The following is a 22,248-nucleotide window of genomic DNA, read 5'->3' on the forward strand; positions in this document are numbered from 1 at the left end:
GGCCGGCCCACGCTGGCCGGCGTCGCTCCAATAGGTCGAATCTAGCGCCTGGCCAAAACCAGATCGGCGGCGCGATCCCCCGATCGCACCGATCCCTCGATGGTTGCCGGCAACCCGGTAGCAGTCCAGTCACCGGCAAGGAACAGGTTTTTTTGCGCCGTCGCGGGCCCCGGACGCAGGGCATTCTGCTCCGGCGTCGCCTCGAATGTAGCGCGGCGCTCGCGCACGATCTGCCAGGGCGGCAGGTCACCGGACACGCCCGATGCCTTGCAGATATCCCGCCAGATCGCCTGCGCGAGCTCCTCGCGCGGCATGTCGACCAGGCGATCGCCATTGCTGATCGTCACCGACAGCCGTTGCGGGAAGGCGAACAGCCATTCCACGAGCCCGCCGACCACGCCAAGAATGGGCGCGGCATCGCGCGGCGGATCGATGCGGAAGTGCGCGTTCACGATGGCGCGGAATTTGGTCGGCGTTTTCAGGCCGGGCAGCAGCGTGGCAGCAGCGCGCGGCGGCACCGCCAGCACGACGGCATCGCCGGCCGCCAGCGCGATCTTGTCGCCGCCGCCGAAGTCGAGCTCGCCGACGCGATCACCCGACATGACGAGTGCACGCAATTCGTGACTGAACTGGACGCTGTTGCCCCGCTCCTGCAGCAGCTTCACGGCCGGCTCGATCAGGACCGAGCTCAGGCCGTCGCGCGCGATCAGCGGACGGCAGGCCTGCCCGCCCGCGAGCAGCGTCTCGCGCACGATGGCGCCGGCAAGCCCGGCCGAGCCCTCCGGCGGATCGACGTTCAGCGCAGCCAGCAGCAGCGGCTGCACCAGGCGGTCATACAGCGTGCCCTTGCAGGGAATGGTGTTGCCGACCAGCGCCCCGGTGCCGGCCCAGGCCAGCGGCGCCAATGCGAGATAATCGCGCAGGGTAGTGTCCGGGACGCGGCGCGCCTCGTCGAACACCCACAGCGGCAAGCGGGAGTCGCCAAGGTCGAGCTGCCAGCGCTGGCCGCCGGCAAGATCGACGAACGGAAACTGCGCGCGCGCGGGTCCCACGAGACCGGCCTCGGTCCCGATCGAGCGTGCGTAGCTCAACGCATGGCGGTTGCCCGACAGCAAGAGATGGTTGCCGTTGTCGATAGTCAGATTGGTAGCGGCGTCGAAATAGGAACGGCAGCGGCCACCGGCCTGCTGCGTCGCCTCGTGGACGCACACTTTGTAGCCGCCATTGGCAAGCCGCATGGCCGCGGAGAGGCCGGAAATGCCGGCACCGATGATATGAACGGTCTTTTGCATCAGATGATCGCGTAACGAAGAAGAATGCCGATCTTGGCCGCCTTGGACACACGCACCGGCGCACGCGGGGCAGTGAAGCCGCGCGCGATCAGGAGATCGAGGATCGCGCGGTAGTATTTCGACATGATTCGCGGCGCGCGCACGGCGCGCCGCGAATTGCGCTTCATGATCTCGTCAGACTTCTGGAAATGCATCTTGGCGCGCTCGGCGAGCGGCGCGCACACTTTCGGCAGCGCGCGGTCGGCGGTGACGCGGGCCGGGTCGTTATTGGTGATGCCGGCGTGCCAGAGCCATTCGCGCGGCAGATAGAGGCGGCCGAGGCCGGCGTCCTCGTCGATGTCGCGCAGGATGTTGGTGAGCTGCAGCGCGCGGCCGAGGTGATAAGCGAGTTCGATGCCGTCGTCCTCGGGCAGGCCGAACACGCGCACCGACAGCCGGCCGACCGCGCTCGCGACGCGATCGCAATACAGGTCGAGCATCGCGAGATCCGGCGCGCGGATATCCTGCGGCACGTCCATCTCCATGCCGTCGACGATCGCGACGAAATCCTCGCGCTTGAGCCCGAAGGTCTTCACCGAGGCCACGTAATCCTTCAGCCGCTCCGGGGGATGCCCCGCATAGAGCGCGTCGATGTCGTCGCGCCACTGCTGCAGCGCGGCCAGCCGCTCCGGCCGCGGGCCATCGGAATCGGCGATGTCGTCGACCTGCCGGCAGAAGCTGTAGATCTGGAACATCGCCTCGCGCTGCGCGCGCGGCAGGACGCGCATCGCGGCATAGAACGAGCTGCCCGATGCGGTGCTTCCGTAATTTGCGTTGGCCGCCGCCTCGACACTCATGCGCCTGCCGCCGTCCTTGAGACCGCACGCCGTCCGATCGCGCGCCGGGTGGTCTCGCCAGCGACGCCGCCAAGGCTCTGCAGCAGCAGTTCGACCGGGCCGAGATGCACCCGCTCGCTGAGCGGATCGCGCACCTTCAGCATGTTGACGATCTTGTCGGCGAAGGCCTGGATCACCGAGATCTCGAGCCCGAGCCTGAAGTCCTTCACCTCGGCGGCGAGCGACTTGCTCTCGTCGAGCAGCGCCGCGGTGCGCACCGCGAGCGCCTGCAGGCATCCGAGCAAGGCCGGCGGTGATTTCGCCTCGCCGAGCATCTCGACGGTCGCGTCCGCCGCGGCCAGCGCGTCGCGCGGCAGATAGACGCGGTTCAGATTCCTGTAGTCCTTGCCGCAGTCCTGCAGATGATTGTTGATCTGCAGACCGGCGCAGAGCGCGTCCGACGCCGCCCAGGTCGAAATGTCCTCGCCGTGCACGTCGAGCATGAACCGCCCGACCGGCATCGCCGAGTAGCGGCAATAGTCGATCACATCATCCCAGTTTTCGTAGCGCAGCTTGGTGACATCGAGGCGGAACGCCACCAGCACGTCGAGCGCATGCCGCGGCGGCATGCCGCGCTCGGCAAGCGCCCGGCGCAGATTGACCGCCTCCTTCTGGGTATCGCCATTGCCGAGCAGCTCGGCCTCCATGAGGTCGAGGTAGCGCAGCTTCTCCTCGGCCGGCAGCGTCGCGTGATCGGCGATATCGTCGGCGGTGCGGACGAAGTTATAGAAGGCCAGAATCAGGGCGCGATGCCGCGGATGAATGATCCACGACGCGACCGGGAAATTCTCGTCGCGGTGGGTCTTTCCGGATCGCAGGTCGCTCGCGGTGGTCATGGGAAATTTGGGCTACACTGGTCATGGCACGACGCAGGCGCGAATGGTCAGGCGCATGCGGGGATTTGCGAGCCCCATATAGGGGAATACGCCACCAAAACCAATGCTATCTGTGACCGCCAGCATATCCGGCCCGTGGCCGGCAGGAATGCCGTTCACGGGCCTTGCGGCGGTCCAAGAGACCTGAAGCGGCCTTGAGGACCTTATTGGCCGTGGATCTTCAGCACCTGGTCGCAGGCCGCGCTGATCTTGGTGCGGTTCTGCTGCAGGCACGCGAGAATGGTGAAATCGCCCTGATCGATCACGGAGCGGCAGTGACGCTGCACGTCGCGCGTGCAGGCCTTCTGCTCGTCGGGCGTACCGCGCTGCTGCTGCTGGGCGGAGGCGCCGGATGAGAGCGGGATCGACAACAGGGCAAGTGCCAGGAGAAATTTACGCATCGTATTCCTTCATTTCCGACAGCAGAAAATCTGTTCCCGAAAAGCGGTTCGGCATGGCCGGGACGGATTTTGGGGATTGCAGACGCCACGTAACGCGGCAACGGATTGACGACAAGCACTGTTAAATGCGGCTAAATTTGCGGCGCTGTAAACCCCCGCATAAACTATTGATTCCAAACGACGATTTGTGCCATCACTTTGTCGCGTTTGGCAATTGCGGATCGCGCTTGCGCGTAGCTAGATGCCACACGAGCCGGAGGCTTCTGATTCTGTTCGATGACAATATCGGCGTTGCGCACGCCGTTCTGTCGTTTGAACCTAACATTCTTCGGTGACACTAAACTTTCGATGCGGCGAGACGCTTTCTTACGAAGGAAGCGTTGATTTTGATGGGAAAATTCACAATGACACTGTTTGGTTCCAGCCTTTCTGGGCAGGCTCTCAGGGCTGTGGGCGTCGGCGCCGCACTCATGCTGTCCGCCTCCGCAGTCCATGCCCAGGCCAGCGGCCCGTTCGCCGGTTTTGCCGGCTCCTGGAGCGGAACCGGCACGGTGGCGTTGTCCAACGGCACCACCGAACGCATTCGTTGCAAGGCGGATTACAAGGTCGCGCCCTCGGGTCTGAGCCTGAAGCAGAGCCTGCATTGCGCGAGCGACAGCTACAAGTTCGACCTTTCCAGCGACGTCACCAGCCAGGGCGACCGGATCTCCGGCAATTGGAGCGAGGCCAGCCGCAATATCTTCGGCAATTTGCAGGGCACCGCCGGCGGCGGGCGGATCGACGTGTTCGTCGAGGCGTCCGGCTTTGCCGCAAACCTGAACCTGCAGACCAACGGCTCCAAGCAGGTCGTACAGATCGACTCCAAGGGTGAGATCCGCGGCGTCTCGATCACGATGACGAAGAGCTGACGCTCCCCGACCGATTTCTCCGGCGAACAAAAATGGCCCGGTTCCGAACACTCGGAACCGGGCCTTTTGTTGCGGCCTTTTATTGTCCGCCGATCAAGCCTTTTCGATCGGCGCCGGTTGCCCGCCCTTGCCGCGGAGCTTCTGCGACAGGTTGATCAGGAACATCGAGGTCGGCCGCAGGATGAAGAGGTCCGCGACCAGCGCTGCGACCATCGAGAACGCGCTGAGCCAGCCGAACAGGCGGAGCGACGGCAGGTCGGAGAACACGGTGACGACGAGGCCGCAGGCCAGCACTACCGTAGTGAGGATCAGTGCGGGGCCGACAAGCACAGTGGCGCGCTCCACCGCAAGCTCCGGCGAGACCCCCGGCTTGGTCTCGAGCCGCAACCGGTTGAGGAAGTGGATGGTGGCGCTCAGCCCGAGGCCGAACGACACCGTCAATGCCACCACGCTGGCGAATTGCAGCCCCTCCCCGAGCAGCCACAGCACGGTGCCTGACAGCACCACCGGGAAGATGCCGGGCAGGATGCAGGAGAACATCACCACGACCGAGCGGAACGCCAGTCCGATGAAAACCGCCACCAGCAGAAATTCGACGGTCAGGCCACGGTTCAATTTTTCGATCATGTTGGCGCTGTTGCGCGCGGCGATCACCGACAGGCCGGTGACTGCGATCTCGTAACCGGGATGCTCGGCGCGCACCTTGTCCAGCGAGCTATCAAGCTTGTTCACCACCGGAAGCAGCTCGCTCGAGTCAAGATCCGGGACCCGGCCCGACACCACGACCGCATCCTGATCCGCCGAGATGAAGCGGCGCACCAGATGCTCGGGAATCACGCCGACATATTCCTTCAGCGTCGCGACGTCATTGCTGCCGGCCTTTTCGGCGAGCCAGCGCCGCAAGGTTTCCAGCGACCAGACGTTGCCGACGCCCGCCGCAGTTTCGACCATCGCGTGGACGTCGGCTATCGTCTTCAAGGTCTCCGGCGAGTACAGCGATTGGCCCTTGGGGAATTCGATCAGCACATCGACCGGATTGGCGCCGGTCAGCTTGGCGTCGAGCCGGCTTGAGGCTGCCACCGCCTGCCGCTTGTCCGGCACCTGATCTGCGAGCCGGTAGCGCGGCTCGAGATTGGCGTAGATGATGCCGAGGCCGCCGACCACGATCAGCGCGAGCAGGCTGAACAGCCCGGGACGTCCCACCATGCGCACCGCGATCCAGTAGCAGAAATTGCGCAGCGCCTGGACACCGGCGTCGGCGCCCTGGAATTTGACCGCGAACACTTTTTCGTTGCGTACCAGAAGCACTCCGAACGCAGGCACCAGCGAGAGCACCGCGATCAGCGCGATGATGGTAGCTGCGAGCCCGGCCTCGCCGAATTTGCGGATCAGTTCGGAATTCGAGAATTGCAGCGCGATGAACGAGATGCCGGCGGTGCCATGAGTAAGCACGCAAGCCGGACCGACCACCATCACCGCGTTCTTGAACGCAGTGTATTTGTCCTGGCCGGCGATCAGGCGGTCGCGTGCCGCAAACGTCAGCTGCATCGAGTCGGAGAAGCTGATCACCATGATGAGCGGCGTCATCACGTTCAGGAACATGTTGAGATTGAAGCCGGCCCAGCCGAGGCCGCCGAGCGCGAGCAGGATCGCAATGATCGGCGGGAACGCAGCGATCACCATGAACGATATCTTGCGGAAGAAGATGATGGCGATGATGCAGCCAGCCAGAATGCCGAGGATATTGTAGGTCAGCCCGTCGCGCTTGACCGCGTTGCGGATTTCGAGCTGCATGACCGGAACGCCGGAGAGCTGGGCGTTGAGCCCGCTACCGCTGAGATCATCGGCCATGATCTTTCTCATGTCCGCGACGACCTTGGAGAGCTTGTTGCTGCCGACAACCTCGGGCTCGAGCGACAACACGATCAGCGCGAGCGTTCCATCCTCGGACAGCAGCTTGCCGCGAATGATCTCGTTGGATTTGACGGTCTCGACGAATTTGTCGTAGGCGGCGCCTTGCGGAAGCTCGGACGGGAACAGGGCGGCCGGCAATTTGCCGGGCTCGGGCGCCTGGCGCGCCGAAAAAAGGGAGACCAGGCCGCGCACGCCCTCGACCAGTTGCAGGTCGGTGACCATGTCGCGGATCTTTTCGAGGTTCTCGCGCGCAAGGAGCGTCTTGCCCTCGACCACTACGAGCACGTCGAACTCGGTTGCCGGGAAGCGTTTGGTGACCGCTTCGTACTGCTTGTAGTCCTTGGAATTGGAACGGAACAACTGGCTGAGGGAGTCGTCGATCTTGATGCGCTCGATGCCGAAAACGGCCGCGACCATCAGCGCGAGCAGAATGATGACAGACAGGACCGGCGCCTTGATCGCGATCAGGCCGATACGCTCCAACCCGAATGCAATGCTAGTGCCCGGCCGCGGCTCCTCGATCTTCTCGACGTGGACCTGACTTTCGGAATTCTTTTCGAGCATGCCCTGTCCAGTTCTGAAGCGGCGCGATCTGTCTAGCTTGGCTTATGGGGCACGAATGAGGCTCGTGAGCGCGACGGATCGGCGCTAGCCCTTGAAAACACGCAAATATTGACCGGCGCGGTTTTACAGGTCCGCCCCCTTGCTCGCAAGCGCGAGAGACACGTTAAAGTGGCCGGGAACTGCCGAAAACCGCCGTCAAGTATCTGATTTGCCACACCCCGGTAGCGCATTCTTGGACGATCCTGCCCCGCTTTCATCTTTCAACGCGATCCCCGTGATCTGGCGTGCCAGGCCCTCGCGCACAAGCCAGGAGATTCTGAATGCGGCTTCCGCATAGCTCAGCCCGGCGCGGTGGATATTGGAGATGCAGTTGCGGTCGGCATCGGTGAGGCCGATTCGCGGCGCGAAGGTAAGATAAGCGCCCAGACTGTCCGGCGCGGACAGGCCGGGTCGTTCGCCGATCAGCATCACCAGCATGCGCGCGCCGATGATGGTGCCGATCTCGTCACCCAGCGCGACCCGCGCGCCCGATGCTGCGATCACCGCGCCGGCGTCGATCCCGTCGGCCTTAAGCCGCGGCAGGAGATGCCGGATCAATTCGACGGCGTGCACGTTGACCGCGGTCGGCGACAGGCCATCGCCGATCACGATGGCGCAGGAGCATGCGGTGACGCCGCACCTCTCCAGCGACCGCCTCGACGCGGAATCCAGCATACGTCCGAGATCGGGCCGGCGCAGATAATCGCGGCGGCTGTGGGCCTGGCTCGACACTTCGAGCGGCGTGACGCCGAGACCGGCAAGACCGGCGGTAATCCCGCCGAGATCGAACGCCGCGTGGACGGCATCGCGGGCGCGGGCGTGATCGAGCGTGAATGCGAGCAGCGCACTGGTCGGCAGGCTGGCCCCGGACCGGCCGAGACCGACGCGCGCCGGCGTGAGCTCGCGCAGATCGGCAAGCGAAGCGGACACTGGCGAAGGGGACATGGGCGAAGGGGACGATGGCGCCGGCGGTGTTGTCATGCTGCTATTCGGCGGGAACGGAAGCCTCGCGCAGCCGGAGCGAGTAGTTTGAGGCGTTCTGCCGACCGCTGGAGGCTGCACGCGCAAACGTGATCAGATGATGCGCCACCAGGGTCGCCGAGATCAGCCCCTCGATGTCGCCGCGCTTGAGCCGGCCGAGCGCAAACTTCCAGAACACGCGCTTGTAGTCGCCGAGCACGCCAACCTTCCAGAAGATGTTGCGCAGCATGATCAGGCCGCGCCGGATATTAGCCCAGCTCTTCATCTCCGGGCTGACCGGCACCTTGATGCGGTTGGCATAGGTGTAGTCGCATTGATGCTGGTAGCGCTTGAACAGCGTCTCGGGCTCGTAGGCGAGCTCCATGCATTTGCGCCAGGAACTGACCACGTCCTCGTACGGCAGCAGGAATTGCACGTTGGAGTCGCGGCTCTCGTCGTCGATCAGCCGTCCCGCCTTTTCGAGGCGATCCCACAGCGGCGTCTTCGGCAGCGCCTGCAGCAGGTTGATCGTGAGAAGCGGAATCTGCGACTCCTCGACGAAGGAGAGCAGCGCATCACCGGTCTGGGGCTTGTCGGTATCGAGCCCCATGATGATGCCGGAGACGACCTCCATGCCGAAGGAATTGATGGTGCGCACGCCCTCCAGGATCGGAACCATCATGTTCTGATCCTTGTGCATCGCCTTCAGCGCGTCGGGATCCGGCGTTTCGATGCCGACGAAGATCGTCACGAAGAAGGCTTCGCGCATCTTCTCCAGGATCTCGGGCCGCTTGGCGATGTTGAGTGTCGCCTCGCAGGCCAGCCGGGTGACATAGCCGGTCCGCTTCTGCCACTCGATCAGATGCGGCAGCAATTCGCTCGCAGCCTTGCGGTTGCCGATGAAATTGTCGTCGACGAAATAGACGGTGTCAGTCGCGCCGCAGGCGCGCAGCTTGTCGAGCTCGGCGATGATCTGCTGCGGCGATTTCAGGCGCGGATTGCGGCCATAGAGCCCGGGGATGTCGCAGAACTCGCACTGATAGGGACAGCCCGAGGAGAACTGGATGCTGCCGAGAAAATACTTCTTGGTCTCGGCGAGCTCGTAGGCCGGCAGCGGGAATTCCGTCATCGGCAGGCGATCGAGGGTCTTGAGCACCACCTGCTCGGGAGGACGGCTGGTGTCCTCCGCGAGGCGCTTGATCAGTTCGTTGGTCGCGTCCCCGAGTTCGCCGACATGAAGGTAGTCGAATGAGGGATAGTAGTCCGGACAGGCACTGACCGACGGTCCACCGATCGCAACCGCCAGGTCATAGTCATGCGCGCGATGGCAGATGTCGTTCATCTGCTGGCGCTGGATGTGCATACCGCTGACGAACACGGCTTCTGCCCACTCGAAATCCTCCGTCGTCGCCGGACGCAGGTTCTCGTCGACGAAACGGACCAGCCAGTTCTCGGGGAGGTATGCCGCGATCAGCAGCAGTCCCTGCGGCGGCATGAACGCCTTGACGCCGTCCGTGAGGGCATAGGAATGCTCGAAGGTCCCAAACGACGACGTATAGCGCGGAAAGACGCAGAGGATACGCCGTGCCGTCTTTATGCCCTCAGCTCTCATCGAATGACCCCGAAGCACCCGCAAATCTAACCATAGCGCGGAACGCTGGGCCAGAAATTCTTCAACATTGTGGCACTTACCAACGTCACACTGCCGAGATAGTTGCTCTGCAGAATTACGCTATCCCCTCAGGTCAAGAGCCTGGCAGCGAGATCGGGCAGCCGCTCCGCATCGGCAACGAGGCGAAAGTCCGGCCCGGCAAGGCCTGCGCGCAGCAGCCAATCGTCGAATTCGGGCGCCCGCCCCAGGCCGAACAGGTCGCGGACGTAGAGCGCATCGTGAAACGATGTCGACTGATAGTTCAGCATAACGTCATCTGCGCCCGGCACGCCCATGATGAAGTTCACGCCGGCGGCCGCCAGCAGCGTCAGGAGATTGTCCATGTCGTCCTGATCGGCCTCGGCGTGGTTGGTGTAGCAGACGTCGATGCCGAGCGGCAGGCCGAGCAGCTTGCCGCAGAAATGATCCTCAAGCCCGGCGCGGATGATTTCCTTGCCGTCGTAGAGGTATTCAGGACCGATGAAGCCGACCACGCTGTTGACGAGCAGCGGATCGAACGCGCGCGCTACCGCATAGGCCCGCGCCTCGCAGGTCTGCTGGTCGACCTGATGATGGGCGTTGGCCGACAGCGCAGAGCCCTGCCCGGTCTCGAAATACATCACATTATCGCCGACCGTGCCGCGGCGCAGCGACAGCCCGGCTTCGCGGGCCTCCCGCAGCAATGACAGGTCGACGCCGAAGCTGCGGTTGGCTGCCTCGGTGCCGGCAATCGACTGGAACACGAGATCGACCGGCAGCCCCTGCCCGATCAATCCGAGCGTGGTCGTGACATGGGTCAGCACGCAACCCTGCGTCGGAATCTCCAGCCGCGTGATGATGTCGTCCAAGAGCCGCAGCAGGGTGCCGATGACGTTCGGATCGTCGCTCGCCGGATTGATGCCGATGCAGGCATCGCCCGATCCCAGCAGCAGGCCGTCCAGGATCGAGGCCGTGATGCCCCTGGCGTCGTCGAACGGATGGTTCGGCTGCAGCCGCGTGCTCATTCGCCCGCGCAAACCGATGGTGTTGCGGAAGCGGGTCGTCACCTCGCATTTCTTCGCGACCAGGATCAGGTCCTGGTTGCGCATCAGCTTCGACACCGCCGCCACCATCTCGGGCGTGATGCCGCGCGAGATCTTCTTGATCACATCACGGGTGGCGGCATCCGACAGCAGCCAGTCGCGGAAGCCGCCGACGGTGAGCGACGACACCGGCAGGAAGCCGGCAACGTCGTGGCTGTCGAGGATCAACCGGGTGACTTCGTCGTCCTCATAGGGGATCACAGGCTCATCGAGGAATTGCTTGAGCGGAACGTTGGCAAGCGCAAGCCTCCCGGCGATCATCTCCTCCGCACTGTCGGCCGCAATGCCGGCCAATCGGTCGCCGGAACGCGGCGGCGAGGCCTTGGCAAGCAGGATGCGCAGATCGTCGAATGCATAGTTGGTGGCATCGATGGTGTGACGATAGAGCATGGGGAATTCGCGTCGCGGGCCGGGGACGGCATAGCTTAGCACCTCTTTGCGAAAGTCGTGCCACCAGCTTCGCCCTCCGCGCCGGAGGTGTTGATGGTTTTGGCGGCGCATCATCGTCGCCGCGGCAAGCCGCCGACCCCCGGCGGACTCAGAACGTCTTATAAGACATTGGTTTTATTTAGAGATTTTATGGGTTGCGGCCACAGAAAACGCTCGCGTTAAGAAATTGTCCATGAAGGTTTTGCATAAGCTTTAGTCGGCCGAAGGTGCTCCCCGGCCTCTTGGAGTGCCCGCAATGCCCGCCCCCATCACATCTCCCGTCTCCACATCCGGGCCTCCAATGGCATCCCGATTCTCGCTTGCTGCCAGGCTGTACTCGACGTTTGCGCTGATCGCGGCGCTGACCGCGGCCATCACCGTGCTGTCCGACTACAACGCGCGGCGCAACGCCGAGCTGACCGAGGCCGTCGACCTCGCCAGCCGTGCCGCACTCAATGTCGAGCGGGTCAATTCGCTGGTCTATGCCGTGGTGATGGAATCCCGCGGCATCTACATGTCGACCGATCCGGCGGCGGTGAAGAAATACGGCGACGGGCTGCTGGCGTTCAACGAGCGCATTCTCGGCGTGGTGAAGAACTGGGAAACCCTGGTGCAGGCCGACGACGCCAGCCAGTTCGGGGTGTTCAAGCAGCGCATCGAGCAGTTCGTCGAGTTCCGCAAGGAGCTGGTTCGCCGCGGCATCGAGATCGGGGCCGCAGCCGGGCGTGAATGGGGCGACAACGACGCCAACCGCAACGTGCGCACAGCGCTGAACAAGGATCTCGAGGCACTTTCCAAGGTCTACGCCGAGCGCAGCAAGAAGCTGGCGCGGCAGACCGACACCAGCCGCGCAATGGCGCTGCTGCTGACCGGGCTCGGCGCGGCCGCCCTGATCGTGGTGGTGCTGGGCGTGCTGATCATCGCCCGCTCGGTGGCCCGCCCGCTGTCGCAGATCACCACGACCATCAAGCGCGTCGCCGAGGGCGCCGACCATGTTGAAGTGCCGCATGTCGGCCGCAGCGACGAGATCGGTGCGCTGGCCGGCGCCATCAAGGTCTTCCAGGAGGCGATGGACCGCAACCGCAGCCTGAACGCTCAGGTCGCGCAGGACTCTGAGGCGCGCGATGCACGCGGCCGGCTTATCGAGACGTCGCTCGAGACATTCCGCAGCACCATCGGATCGGTGCTCCGCGCGGTGCACGGCAACGCGACCACGATGCGCGACACCGCCCAGACCATCGCAAACGTCGCGGCAGGCGCCAGCGGCCGCGCGGTGGCGGCGGCAGGCGCGACCGAACAGGCCTCAAGCAACGTTGCCGCGGTGGCGGGCGCAGCCGAAGAACTCTCCGCCTCGGTCGAGGAGATCGGCCGCCAGGTCAAGCAGTCGTCCGGCGCGGTCGATCAGGCCGGTGCGCGCACCGACCGCTCGATCACCGAGATCGAGGGGCTTGCCGCCACCACCCAGCGCATCGACGGAGTGCTGAACCTGATCCAGGCGATCGCCGAGCAGACCAACCTGCTGGCGCTGAACGCTACCATCGAGGCCGCCCGCGCCGGCGATGCCGGCCGCGGCTTCGCCGTCGTCGCGCACGAGGTCAAGGCGCTGGCCGGGCAGACCGCGAAGGCAACGGCCGAGATCAGCGAGAATGTCGGCCTGATCCAGGCTTCGACCCGCAACTCGGTGGCCGCCGTGCGCGAGATCGGCCAGGCGGTGCGCGAGATCAGCAACGTCACCGCCAACATCGCAAGCGCGATCGGCCAGCAGGACGCCGCCACGCGCGAAATCTCCGCCAATGCGCACATGGCCGCCCAGGGCAATGAAACCCTGGTGACCAATGTCGGCTCGCTCCGCGACGATATGGACCAGACCAGCAAGGCGGCGGAATCGGTGCTCGCAGCCTCGAACGATCTGACCGCAACCGCCGAGACGCTGTCGCGCGAGGTCGAGCAGTTCTTCCGCAGCCTGCGCAGCGACGCCGCGTAGGACCTGCGGCGGACGGGAACCTGAACGGATCACGCGACGCGCCGGAACCCTGCGCGAGATCCCGGCTAGAGCATTTTCAGTTCTGATTGAATCAGAACTGAAGCTCTAGATTCCTGTTTTGACGCGTTTTCTTCACGCGAACCGGCGTCCACTTCGCTCGAAAACGCTCTAGTAAAGATTCTCCCAACGCACGGGCCAAAATTGCACGCGCTTCAGGTCGGCTTTCTCAATTTGATCCCCCTATAAAAAGTCCCGGAGCGCGGGGGGCGCGGGGAATTGGAAGCGAGCAATGAACGGGCTTGTACAAAAGCCGAAGGCGGTGCCGACCAAACGGCTGCTCGCGCTCGGAATAGGCCTCATCCTGTGCTTTTCGGCGATCTGCGCCGCCATTCTCTGGGAGATGGCGGACAAGGACTACCAGCATGCGAAGGAAGGCGCGACCAACCTCATCGCCTCCATCGCCAGCGAGATCGACCGCACCATCGAGCTTTATGACCTCTCGCTGCAGGCAGTCGCCGATGGCGTCAAGCTGCCGGACCTCGGAAAGATCAGTCCCGAGCTTCGCCAGGTCGTGTTGTTCGACCGCGCCTCCACGGCCAAGGATCTCGGCTCGATCCTCGTGCTGAACGCAGCAGGAGACGTCACGCGCGATTCCAGAACATTGGCGCCGCGGACCGCAAATTTCGCCGATCGGGACTTCTTCCAGGCACATCGGACGCGAGCGGATAGCGGATTGTTCATCAGTTCTCCGTGGGTCACTTCGGACGGCGAATATTTGATCAGCCTGAGCCGCCGCATCAGCAATGACGACGGGTCCTTTGCTGGTGTGGTCGCCGGCAGCATGCGGCTCAGCTACTTCCACAATCTGTTTCGCAAGCTGAATTTCGGCTCCGGTGACAGCATGGCGCTGTTCAACGCCGACGGCGCCATACTGATGCGAGCACCGTTCGACATCAGCAAGATCGGGCAAAGCATCAAGGACTCTCTGGTCTTCAAGCAGTATCCGGCCCGGCAATCCGGCTCCTACATGACGAAATCGATCGTCGATCATGTCAGCCGGCTCTATGTCTTTCAGGAGGTCGGACATCGCCGCCTGATCATCGCCGAGGGTCTCTCACTCGACGGCATCTATGCCGACTGGTGGCAGCAGCTGTGGCTGATCGGGGGCGTGGTGGCCGCGCTCAGCGGCTTCGCGATCATCCTGATGTTCTATCTGCTGGCCGCGCTCAAACGACGCGCCGCCGCGGAAGACCGGCTCGCACACCTCGCGAGCACCGATGCGCTGACCGGCCTCGCCAACCGCCGCCGCCTCGACGATACCCTTGACGTCGAATGGCGTCGCGGCATGCGCGCAAAGGCGCCGGTATCGCTTCTGATGATCGACGTCGATCATTTCAAGGCGTTCAACGACACCTATGGACATCAGGCCGGCGACGCAGTGCTCGCCACCGTGGGGCGCTGCATCGCAGCCAGCACCAAGCGCGCAACCGATCTCGGCGCGCGTTATGGCGGTGAGGAGTTCTCGGTGCTGCTGCCTGGCATCGGCAAGGCGGGCGCATTGGAAGTTGCCGAAAAGATTCGCGCGAAGCTGACGGCTGCGCGCGAATCCGAGCATGAGTTACCGACCGTCAGCATTGGATTGTCTTGCCTCGTCCCTGATCACGAGCGCACATCGCGCGATCTACTCAAGGCCGCGGACCTCGCGCTCTATCAAGCCAAGCATGAAGGCCGCGACCGCGTCGTCGTCAGCCCAATCGGGTGGGATAAATCGGGCAAGCGGCACGTCGCCTGATCGAGATCACGCTAGAGCGTTTTCGAGCAAAGTGGATACCGGTTCGCGTAAAGAAAACGCGTCAAAACAAGAATCCCCGTTCCGATTCCATCGGAACGGAAAAGGCTCTAGCGCGGTCGAACGCGCCCCCGCCGCCGCTCACTCCACCGGCAGCACGTCGACCGCGACGCTGAGCTTTTGCTTGCGCGCGCCGACGATGACGCCGTCAACCGGGGAGACGTCGGCGAAGTCGCGGCCGATGGCAAGAATGATGTGGTCGTTGGCGACCATGAGATCGTTGGTCGGATCGAACCCGAGCCAGCCGAGTTCGCCGCCGCACCAGACCGACGCCCAGGCATGGGTTGCGTCCGCGCCCTGCAGCCGCGGCTGGCCCGGCGGCGGAATGGTGCGCAGATAGCCTGAGACATATGCCGCGGGCAGGCCGAGACCGCGCAGGCCCGCGATCATCACATGGGCAAAATCCTGGCAGACGCCGTGGCGCTTCTCGAACACGTCGCGCAGCGGCGTCGAGATCACGGTCGCCTTGGGATCGTATTTGAAATCGCTGCGGATGCGGCGCATCAGGTCGGCCGCCCCGGCAAGGATGCCGCCACCAGGCAAGAAGCTCGCCGATGCATATGCCGTCACCGGCCGCAGCACCGGCACCAGCGCGCTGGCAAAGACGTAGCCGACCGGCGAGGCCGCATCGAGGCTCAACCCTTCGAACGCGTGATCGCGCACGCTCTCCCAGGGCGGGCTCGCGGCGTCACGCGCTGGCGGCTGCCGCGCCACCGAGACCCGCGAGCGGGAATCGATGCGAAGGCTGCGATGCGCGGCCTCGATCAGGACGCTTTCGGTCAGCGTGCCGAAGAAGTCGCGCCGCGCGGTGCGCTCCGCGGGCTTGGGGCGGATATCGACCGAATGCGAGATCAGCTGTTGCCCGTCGCCGCTGATCGGCTCCAGCCGCAGCGAGCAGCGCGCGAAGCTGACCTGGGTCTCGTAGCTGTATGTCGTGACGTGACGGATGTCGTAGATCACGCCAGCCCCGTGAGCTTCTCCGGCCGGCTGGCGTTCGGTCCATGCGGGAAATAATGCAGCCCGACCGCATCGGCGATGCTGAGCAGATCCTGCTCCAGCGCGAACAGCGTCTTGACGTCGAGGCTGGCCGCTTCGGCCGTCGTCAACATCGCTTCGACCGTGACCGCGAGCCGCTGCGGCCGCTCGATCAGGCCGTGCTCCTTGAGGCTCGGCAGCGCCGCGATATGCTCGTTCAGCGCGGCGACCTGGAATGCAACCGAGCGCGGATTGTAGGGGTCGAGCACCGCGAGATCCCGCACCGGCGTGAGCAGCGGCTGCACCAGATAGCGCGAGCGGTAGGTGATCTGGCAGTCGACCAGCGTGAGCAGGACGTCGAGATCCTCGTCGCCGGCTTCGTCATAGGCGAACTGGCGGGCGAAGCGCGTGGTGTTGATGGCGCGCTCGGCGCGCCGGCCCATCTCGAGGAAGCGCCAGCCGGCGGCGCGGTTCATGTTCTCCTGCGCGAGGCCGGCGAAGCTTGCGAGCTCCTGCAACGTCAGCTCAGCGGCGCTGACGACGCCGTCGTCGTCATGCACCTCGATCGCGAGCCGCTCGGCCATCTCGGTGATGACCTGCCAGGCATCCGGCGACAGCCGCTCGCGGAGCGAGGTCGCAGTACGTTGCGCCGATCGCACCAGCGACAGCGCCGAGCCGAACTTCTCCTCGTTCTGCAACGCCTCGAGCGCGACCTTGGCGGGATTGGCGCGCGCGGTCTGCGAGGCCGCGCCCCAGGCGACCAGCATGCGCTGGATGCGCTCGGTCGAATGCATCGCCGGTGCGGTGCCGGTCGAGTTCGCCCGCGCCGGATCGCGCAGCGGCGTGCACAGCGCGCGGATCAGCCGGATGGTGGCCTCGGCACGCTCCAGATAGCGGCCGAGCCAGAACAGATTGTCGGCGGCGCGGCTCGGCAGCACGCCGGCAATGCGGCGGATACGCACGGTGTCGACCGCCGGCAGCAAGGTCGAGGTCGCGACCGCCTTGTCGGAGACCACCCAGACGTCGGCGGACACCGCGCCATCGCCCATCGACACCGCGCGCGCATCCGCCCGATCGGCAATCCGGCAGAAGCCGCCGGGCAACACGGTCCAGCCGTTCGGCGTCGCCGCCGCGAACACCCGCAGCACGAACGGGCGCGGCGCGATGCGGCCGTTTTCCCACACCGGCGTGGTCGACAGCCGCACCAGTTCCTGGCCGGCATAGTCGATGCCGCGATGGCTGATCGCGTCCTTCAGGCGATCGCGGTCCGCCGCCGACAATTCGCCGGGGAGCACCGGCCCGTGGCCGGGAAAATCCGGAACGCCACGGCCATAGGCGCCCTCGATCGCGAATTCGTCGAGCCGCGACAGCACCTCTTCGCGGGCGGACTTCTGGCCGCACCACCAGGTCGCGATGTGCGGCATCATCAGGTCTTCGGAGAGCAGACGGCGGCAGAGATTGGGCAGGAAGCCGAGCAGCGCCCGCGCCTCCAGCACGCCCGAGCCCGGCGTGTTGGCGACCACGACACCGCCCTTGCGCAGGACCTCGACGAGGCCGGGCACGCCGAGATAGGAGGACGCGTCGAGCTCGAGCGGATCGAGCATGTTGGAATCGACCCGGCGCAGCAGCACGTCGAGCCGCTTCAGCCCGGCGACGGTGCGGATGTGGATGCGGTCGCCGGAGACCGCGAGATCGTCACCCTCGACCAGCAGGAAGCCGAGATAGCGCGCGAGCGTGGCATGCTCGAAATAGGTCTCGCTGAAGGCGCCCGGCGTCAGCAGGCCGATCCGCGGTTCGTCGCGGTCGGCGCTGGCGCGAAGCGAATCGCGGAAGGCCTCGAAGAACGGCGCGACGCGCTCGACATTCATCGACTTGTAGAGATTGGAAAACGCGCGCGACAGCACCAGGCGGTTTTCCAGCGCATAGCCGGCGCCCGACGGCGCCTGGGTGCGATCGCCGAGCACCCACCAGCGGCCATCAGGCCCGCGGCCGATGTCGGCGGCATAGAGATGCAGATAGCGGCCACCGGGCGGCTTGATACCGCTGACCGCGCGCAGATATTCGCTGCTGCCGGCGATCGCCGCCGCAGGAATCGCGCCATCGGCGACGAGGCGGCCTTCGCCGTAGAGATCCCGCAGCACCATTTCCAGAAGCTGTGCGCGCTGTGCGACGCCGGCGGCGAGCTGCCGCCAGTCGGCCGCGTCGATGATCAGCGGCAGATGGCTGAGTGGCCAGATCCGGTCGGAAGTGTCGCCGGGCGCGCGATAGGTGACGCCAGCCTCGCGCAGATGACGATCGGCGGAGGCAAAGCGGCGCTCGATATCGGCCGGCGACAGCGCGGCAAAGGCATCGAAGAAGCGGGCCCAGACCGGCCGCGGTGCGCCGTTCTCGGCAATATATTCGTCGGGAATGCCGGGCAGCCGGACATAGTCACGGGTCCACTGCGCCATCCGGCGCTGACCGGGACGGGCCCTGCTCTCCTGACTGCTGCCTTGCCCACCCGATGCGGTCATTCCACTTCCCCTTGACACAATTAGTGCAGGAGCAGCGACCGCAAGTCGAGGGTCAAGGGAAACTCAATTGTGCGTTCCTCCGGCGGTGTCTCGATCCTGCCGGGGGTATGGCCATGATCCTGGAAGCGCGCCAGCCGCCGCGCCTCGGCCTCGTATGAATTGACCGGCTTGGTCTCGTAGTTGCGGCCGCCGGGATGGGCGACGTGATAGACGCAGCCGCCGAGCGAGCGGCCGTTCCAGGTATCGATCAGATCAAACGTCAGCGGCGCGTGCACCGGAATGGTCGGATGCAGCCCGGAGGCCGGCTGCCAGGCCTTGAAGCGGACGCCGGCGACCGCCTCGCCGGCGCGGCCGGTCTCGGTCATCGGCATCCGCCTGCCGTTGCAGGTGATGACGTGGCGGCCCTCGACGAATCCGGTCGCCTTCACCTGCAGACGCTCGACCGAGGAATCGACGTAGCGCACGGTGCCGCCCGCAGTGCCCTCCTCGCCGAGCACGTGCCAGGGCTCGAGCGCCTGCCGTAACTCCAGGCCGACGCCGCCGTGATGGACGCGGCCGAAGACGGGGAAACGGAATTCAAGCTGCGCCTGATACCATTCCGGCTCGACGTCGTAGCCTGACTGCTTGAGCTCGGCGAGCACGCCGAGGAAATCCTCCCAGAGAAAATGCGGCAGCATGAAGCGGTCATGCAGCGCGGTGCCCCAGCGCACGAATTTGCCTTGCTGCGGCTCGCGCCACAGCTTGGCGATCAGCGCGCGGATCAGAAGCTGCTGCGCCAGCGACATCCGCGGATCGGGCGGCATTTCGAGCGCGCGGAATTCGACCAGGCCGAGCCGGCCGGTCGGACCATCGGGCGAATAGAGCTTGTCGATGCAGATTTCCGCGCGATGGGTGTTGCCGGTGATGTCGACCAGGATGTGCCGGAACAGGCGGTCGACCAGCCACAGCGGCGCGTCCATGCCCGCGGGCGGCACGTGCGACAGCGCGATCTCGAGCTCATAGAGCCCATCATGCCGCGCCTCGTCGATGCGCGGCGCCTGGCTGGTCGGGCCGATGAACATGCCGGAGAACAAATAGGACAGCGACGGATGCCGCTGCCAGTACAGCACGAGGCTCTTCAGCAGATCCGGCCGGCGCAGGAACGGCGAGTCCTCAGGCTTGCTGCCGCCGACCACGATGTGGTTGCCGCCGCCGGTGCCGGTGTGGCGGCCATCGATCAGGAAACGGTTGGCCCCGAGCCGCGTCTTCGCGGAGTCTTCATAAAGGCCGAGGGTGATATCGACGGCCTCGCGCCAGCTTTGCGCCGGCTGCACGTTGATCTCGATCACGCCGGGGTCGGGCGTCACCTTGATCACCTCGATGCGCGGATCGAACGGCGGCGCGTAGCCCTCGACGTGGACTTGGAGTTGCAGTTCCTCGGCGGCGGCTTCGATCGCGGCGATCAGCTCGAGATAGTCGTCGACCTTCTCGACCGGCGGCATGAAGGCGCACAGCACGCCGTCGCGCACCTCGATCGACATCGCGGTGCGCACCGGCAGCGGCTCTTCAATGTCTTTGAGCGCCTGCTTCAGCTCCGGATCGATCTCCCCCAGTGCATCGCGTGGTGCCATCGGGTCCTGCTCGACGACATAGGGAAAATCCTCGGGCGGGACGTGTTCCAGCGAGCCGATGGGAAGGCGCAAGCCCAGCGGGGAATCGCCCGGAAAGAGGAACAGGTGGCTGCGCCGGATCTTCCAGCGCTCGCTGCGCCAGCGCGCCGGCACGCGATCGCCGAGCGGAGACCAGCGCTGGATCGGCAGCGCAAAGCCCTTCGGTGACGTCAGCCCCTCGTCAAACACCCGCGCGATCCGTGCGCGCTCTTCCGGATCGGCCAATTTGGAGTTGGCCGGGCTCACATTGGCCGGCAGGCCTGCCTCGCGCTCGAGCCAGAACGCAGTGTCCTCAAAGGCCGGCATGACGTAGTCCGCCTTCAGGCCAAGCCGCGCGGCGATGCCGATTGCGAAGCGCTCCGCGTCGGCGATCTCAGCCTTGCGCGGATTCTCGACTGAAAAAATCAGATCGGCATTGTTCCAGATCGGCTTGCCGTCCTTGCGCCAGTAAAGGCCGAACGCCCAGCGCGGCAGGCTCTCGCCGGGATACCATTTGCCCTGGCCGTAATGCAGCAGGCCACCGGGCGCGAAGCGGGTGCGCAGCTTGCGGATCAATTCGTCGGCGAGCGCGCGCTTGGTCGGGCCGACCGCGGCGACATTCCACTCCGGCGCTTCCGGATCGTCGACCGAAACAAATGTCGGCTCGCCGCCCATGGTTAGCCGCACATCGTCCTTCGTCAGGTCGGCATCGACCTGCTCGCCGAGCCTGTCGAGCCGCGCCCAGGACTCATCCGAAAACGGCCTCGTGATCCGTGGCGCCTCGCGGATCCGCTTGACGGTCATCTCGAAGCCGAACTCGGTATTGGCAATACCCGCGGTGCCGGTCACCGGCGCGGCCGAGCGGTAATGCGGCGTGGCGCAGACCGGAATATGTCCCTCGCCGGTCAGCATACCGGAGGTGACGTCGAAGCCGATCCAGCCCGCGCCCGGCAGATAGACCTCGGCCCAAGCGTGCAGGTCGGTGAAATCGCTCTCGACCTCGCGCGGCCCTTCGATCGGATCGATGTCCGGCCGGATCTGGATGAGATAGCCGGAGACGAAACGCGCAGCGAGCCCGAGATGGCGCAGCGCCTGGATGAAGAGCCATGCCGAGTCGCGGCAGGAGCCGGAGCCGGCGGCAAGCGTCTCCTCCGGCGTCTGGATGCCGGCCTCCATCCGGATCACGTAGCTGATTTTCTTCTGCAGCTGCGCGTTCAGCTCGACCAGGAAATTGACGGTGCTGTCGGCGTTGCGCGGAATGTCCTTCAGGTAAGCGGCGAGCAACGGCCCGGGCTCGTCCGTTTCCAGATAGGGCGCGAGCTCGATCTTGAGATCGCCGTCGTATTCGAACGGAAAGCTGCTGGCATAGGGCTCGACGAAGAAGTCGAACGGATTGACCACCGTCATCTGCGCGGTGAAGTCGACCTCGACCTTGAGCTCGGTCGTCTTCTCCGGAAAGACGTAGCGCGCCAGCCAGTTGCCCTGCGGATCCTGCTGCCAGTTCACGAAGTGGTTGGCGGGCGAAACCTTGAGTGAGTAGCTCAGGATCGGCGTGCGGGTATGCGGCGCGGGCCGGAGCCGAATGGTCTGAGGCCCGAGATCGATCGGCCGATCGTATTTGTAGTGCGTGACGTGATGCAGTGCGACGAAGATCGACACGGACCGAGGACTCCAGCAGCTTTTTTGAGCAGAACACTGGTTCCGGTCGACATCAAGCACTAACAACGGGCAGCGATTGCCCAGGAAATACCCGCGCGTTGTCCCGACGTCAGCAATTTGGCGCGGCTGCTGACCCTCAATGGCTAACGGCCGATCGCCCCAGACGCCTGCGAGGCGAGCGACTGGGCGAGCATATGATAGCCCTCGGGGGTCAAATGCTGGCCATCGGGCTGATGGGGGAGTCCGCTCAACATCCCGTTGGGGAGCATGATCACCGCGATGCCACGGGCGCTGAGGCGACTTTGAATATCGGCTGTCCGGTCAGGGCTGCCCTTGCGCCGATCATTGCCGCCCGGCTGCAAGATAACCGCACTGGTGCCGTTCGGCACAGCCCGGTCCAGGCGTTGCAGCATTCCTTCCGTGGTGTCGCCATTGATGCCGGCGTTCACGACACGGACGTTCAATCCCTTCGCCCGCAAGATCGCCTCGAGCTGCGCGGGATAGGCCAGGTTGCGCGCCACGCCCTTGCCGTAGGTATTGCTCGCGCCAAGCGCCACAATGTTTGCGGCGTCAGCCGAACCGACGCCAACACTCAAGGCCGCCAGAAATGCGAGGCATCCAATCGTTCCGAACCGACGCCCGCGCATGCT

The 22,248-nt window shown here is 64.9% G+C and carries 15 protein-coding genes; 3 read left to right on the forward strand and 12 right to left on the reverse strand.

All coding sequences use genetic code 11. The features are described 5' to 3' along the window. Window positions 1-41: 41 nt before the first annotated feature. The 4 genes from hpnE to K359_RS0127175 all read right to left on the reverse strand — a co-directional run bounded on the left by hpnE (window position 42) and on the right by K359_RS0127175 (window position 3,443). Complete coding sequence (gene hpnE / locus K359_RS0127160) at window positions 42-1,292, reverse strand: hydroxysqualene dehydroxylase HpnE (RefSeq protein WP_029082139.1); 1,251 nt, start codon at window positions 1,290-1,292, stop codon at window positions 42-44. Then, entirely contained in the window at window positions 1,292-2,128 is an 837-nt protein-coding gene (gene hpnD, locus K359_RS0127165) for a presqualene diphosphate synthase HpnD (RefSeq protein WP_029082140.1), read from the reverse strand. Before hpnD ends, hpnE begins: the two co-directional genes overlap by 1 nt. Further along, entirely contained in the window at window positions 2,125-3,003 is an 879-nt protein-coding gene (hpnC, locus tag K359_RS0127170; RefSeq protein ID WP_029082141.1) for a squalene synthase HpnC, read from the reverse strand. The genes hpnD and hpnC overlap by 4 nt, the downstream gene beginning before the upstream one ends. A gap of 203 nt (window positions 3,004-3,206) precedes the next feature. Continuing rightward, window positions 3,207-3,443, reverse strand: coding sequence for a hypothetical protein (locus K359_RS0127175; RefSeq protein WP_029082142.1), 237 nt, complete (start codon window positions 3,441-3,443; stop codon window positions 3,207-3,209). A gap of 404 nt (window positions 3,444-3,847) precedes the next feature. On the opposite strand from K359_RS0127175, the gene K359_RS0127180 reads away from it, so the two are divergent. After that, the gene (locus K359_RS0127180) at window positions 3,848-4,351 is read left to right on the forward strand and encodes a hypothetical protein (protein ID WP_029082143.1); all 504 of its coding nucleotides are present in this window, start codon (window positions 3,848-3,850) and stop codon (window positions 4,349-4,351) included. 93 nt (window positions 4,352-4,444) lie between these two features. Here the strand turns inward: K359_RS0127180 and K359_RS0127185 are convergent, their stop codons facing one another. The 4 genes from K359_RS0127185 to K359_RS0127200 form a co-directional block, all read right to left on the reverse strand. Further along, window positions 4,445-6,829, reverse strand: a complete 2,385-nt coding sequence (locus tag K359_RS0127185) for an RND family transporter (RefSeq protein ID WP_029082144.1) — start codon at window positions 6,827-6,829, stop codon at window positions 4,445-4,447. Window positions 6,830-7,024: 195 nt separating this feature from the next. Beyond that, entirely contained in the window at window positions 7,025-7,813 is a 789-nt protein-coding gene (gene eutC, locus K359_RS53145) for an ethanolamine ammonia-lyase subunit EutC (RefSeq protein WP_035977204.1), read from the reverse strand. A gap of 40 nt (window positions 7,814-7,853) precedes the next feature. Further along, the gene (locus K359_RS0127195) at window positions 7,854-9,440 is read right to left on the reverse strand and encodes a B12-binding domain-containing radical SAM protein (RefSeq protein WP_029082145.1); all 1,587 of its coding nucleotides are present in this window, start codon (window positions 9,438-9,440) and stop codon (window positions 7,854-7,856) included. 128 nt (window positions 9,441-9,568) lie between these two features. Continuing rightward, window positions 9,569-10,951, reverse strand: a complete 1,383-nt coding sequence (locus K359_RS0127200; protein ID WP_029082146.1) for an ethanolamine ammonia-lyase subunit EutB — start codon at window positions 10,949-10,951, stop codon at window positions 9,569-9,571. Between the two features lie 340 nt (window positions 10,952-11,291). Here K359_RS0127200 and K359_RS0127205 point away from each other — a divergent pair, with 340 nt between their 5' ends. Beyond that, complete coding sequence (locus K359_RS0127205; RefSeq protein WP_156928688.1) at window positions 11,292-12,974, forward strand: methyl-accepting chemotaxis protein; 1,683 nt, start codon at window positions 11,292-11,294, stop codon at window positions 12,972-12,974. A gap of 289 nt (window positions 12,975-13,263) precedes the next feature. After that, window positions 13,264-14,766, forward strand: coding sequence for a sensor domain-containing diguanylate cyclase (locus K359_RS0127210; protein ID WP_029082148.1), 1,503 nt, complete (start codon window positions 13,264-13,266; stop codon window positions 14,764-14,766). Between the two features lie 138 nt (window positions 14,767-14,904). On the opposite strand, the gene K359_RS0127215 is transcribed toward K359_RS0127210, so the two are convergent. The 4 genes from K359_RS0127215 to K359_RS0127230 all read right to left on the reverse strand — a co-directional run bounded on the left by K359_RS0127215 (window position 14,905) and on the right by K359_RS0127230 (window position 22,245). Continuing rightward, the gene (locus K359_RS0127215; protein ID WP_029082149.1) at window positions 14,905-15,783 is read right to left on the reverse strand and encodes a transglutaminase family protein; all 879 of its coding nucleotides are present in this window, start codon (window positions 15,781-15,783) and stop codon (window positions 14,905-14,907) included. Next, window positions 15,780-18,311 (reverse strand): circularly permuted type 2 ATP-grasp protein, encoded by a 2,532-nt coding sequence (locus K359_RS0127220; RefSeq protein WP_029082150.1) that lies wholly within the window; start codon window positions 18,309-18,311, stop codon window positions 15,780-15,782. Before K359_RS0127220 ends, K359_RS0127215 begins: the two co-directional genes overlap by 4 nt. A gap of 20 nt (window positions 18,312-18,331) precedes the next feature. Continuing rightward, the gene (locus K359_RS0127225; protein WP_029082151.1) at window positions 18,332-21,598 is read right to left on the reverse strand and encodes a DUF2126 domain-containing protein; all 3,267 of its coding nucleotides are present in this window, start codon (window positions 21,596-21,598) and stop codon (window positions 18,332-18,334) included. A 143-nt stretch (window positions 21,599-21,741) separates the two neighbouring features. Continuing rightward, window positions 21,742-22,245: a GDSL-type esterase/lipase family protein gene (locus K359_RS0127230; protein WP_245284728.1), complete on the reverse strand. Its 504-nt coding sequence runs from the start codon at window positions 22,243-22,245 to the stop codon at window positions 21,742-21,744. Between the last annotated feature and the right edge of the window lie 3 nt (window positions 22,246-22,248).

The organism is Bradyrhizobium sp. th-b2, from assembly GCF_000426785.1.
GTDB lineage: Bacteria > Pseudomonadota > Alphaproteobacteria > Rhizobiales > Xanthobacteraceae > Bradyrhizobium > Bradyrhizobium septentrionale.

What these genes read in the sequence shown, in the direction of transcription:
- hpnD (WP_029082140.1), bottom strand. Translation starts at nt 2,128, where the DNA reads ATGAGTGTCGAGGCGGCGGCCAACGCAAATTACGGAAGCACCGCATCG.
- K359_RS0127210 (WP_029082148.1), top strand. Translation starts at nt 13,264, where the DNA reads ATGAACGGGCTTGTACAAAAGCCGAAGGCGGTGCCGACCAAACGGCTG.
- K359_RS0127200 (WP_029082146.1), bottom strand. Translation starts at nt 10,951, where the DNA reads ATGCTCTATCGTCACACCATCGATGCCACCAACTATGCATTCGACGAT.
- eutC (WP_035977204.1), bottom strand. Translation starts at nt 7,813, where the DNA reads ATGTCCCCTTCGCCAGTGTCCGCTTCGCTTGCCGATCTGCGCGAGCTC.
- hpnE (WP_029082139.1), bottom strand. Translation starts at nt 1,292, where the DNA reads ATGCAAAAGACCGTTCATATCATCGGTGCCGGCATTTCCGGCCTCTCC.
- K359_RS0127195 (WP_029082145.1), bottom strand. Translation starts at nt 9,440, where the DNA reads ATGAGAGCTGAGGGCATAAAGACGGCACGGCGTATCCTCTGCGTCTTT.
- K359_RS0127205 (WP_156928688.1), top strand. Translation starts at nt 11,292, where the DNA reads ATGGCATCCCGATTCTCGCTTGCTGCCAGGCTGTACTCGACGTTTGCG.
- K359_RS0127220 (WP_029082150.1), bottom strand. Translation starts at nt 18,311, where the DNA reads ATGACCGCATCGGGTGGGCAAGGCAGCAGTCAGGAGAGCAGGGCCCGT.
- hpnC (WP_029082141.1), bottom strand. Translation starts at nt 3,003, where the DNA reads ATGACCACCGCGAGCGACCTGCGATCCGGAAAGACCCACCGCGACGAG.
- K359_RS0127175 (WP_029082142.1), bottom strand. Translation starts at nt 3,443, where the DNA reads ATGCGTAAATTTCTCCTGGCACTTGCCCTGTTGTCGATCCCGCTCTCA.
- K359_RS0127185 (WP_029082144.1), bottom strand. Translation starts at nt 6,829, where the DNA reads ATGCTCGAAAAGAATTCCGAAAGTCAGGTCCACGTCGAGAAGATCGAG.
- K359_RS0127230 (WP_245284728.1), bottom strand. Translation starts at nt 22,245, where the DNA reads ATGCGCGGGCGTCGGTTCGGAACGATTGGATGCCTCGCATTTCTGGCG.
- K359_RS0127180 (WP_029082143.1), top strand. Translation starts at nt 3,848, where the DNA reads ATGACACTGTTTGGTTCCAGCCTTTCTGGGCAGGCTCTCAGGGCTGTG.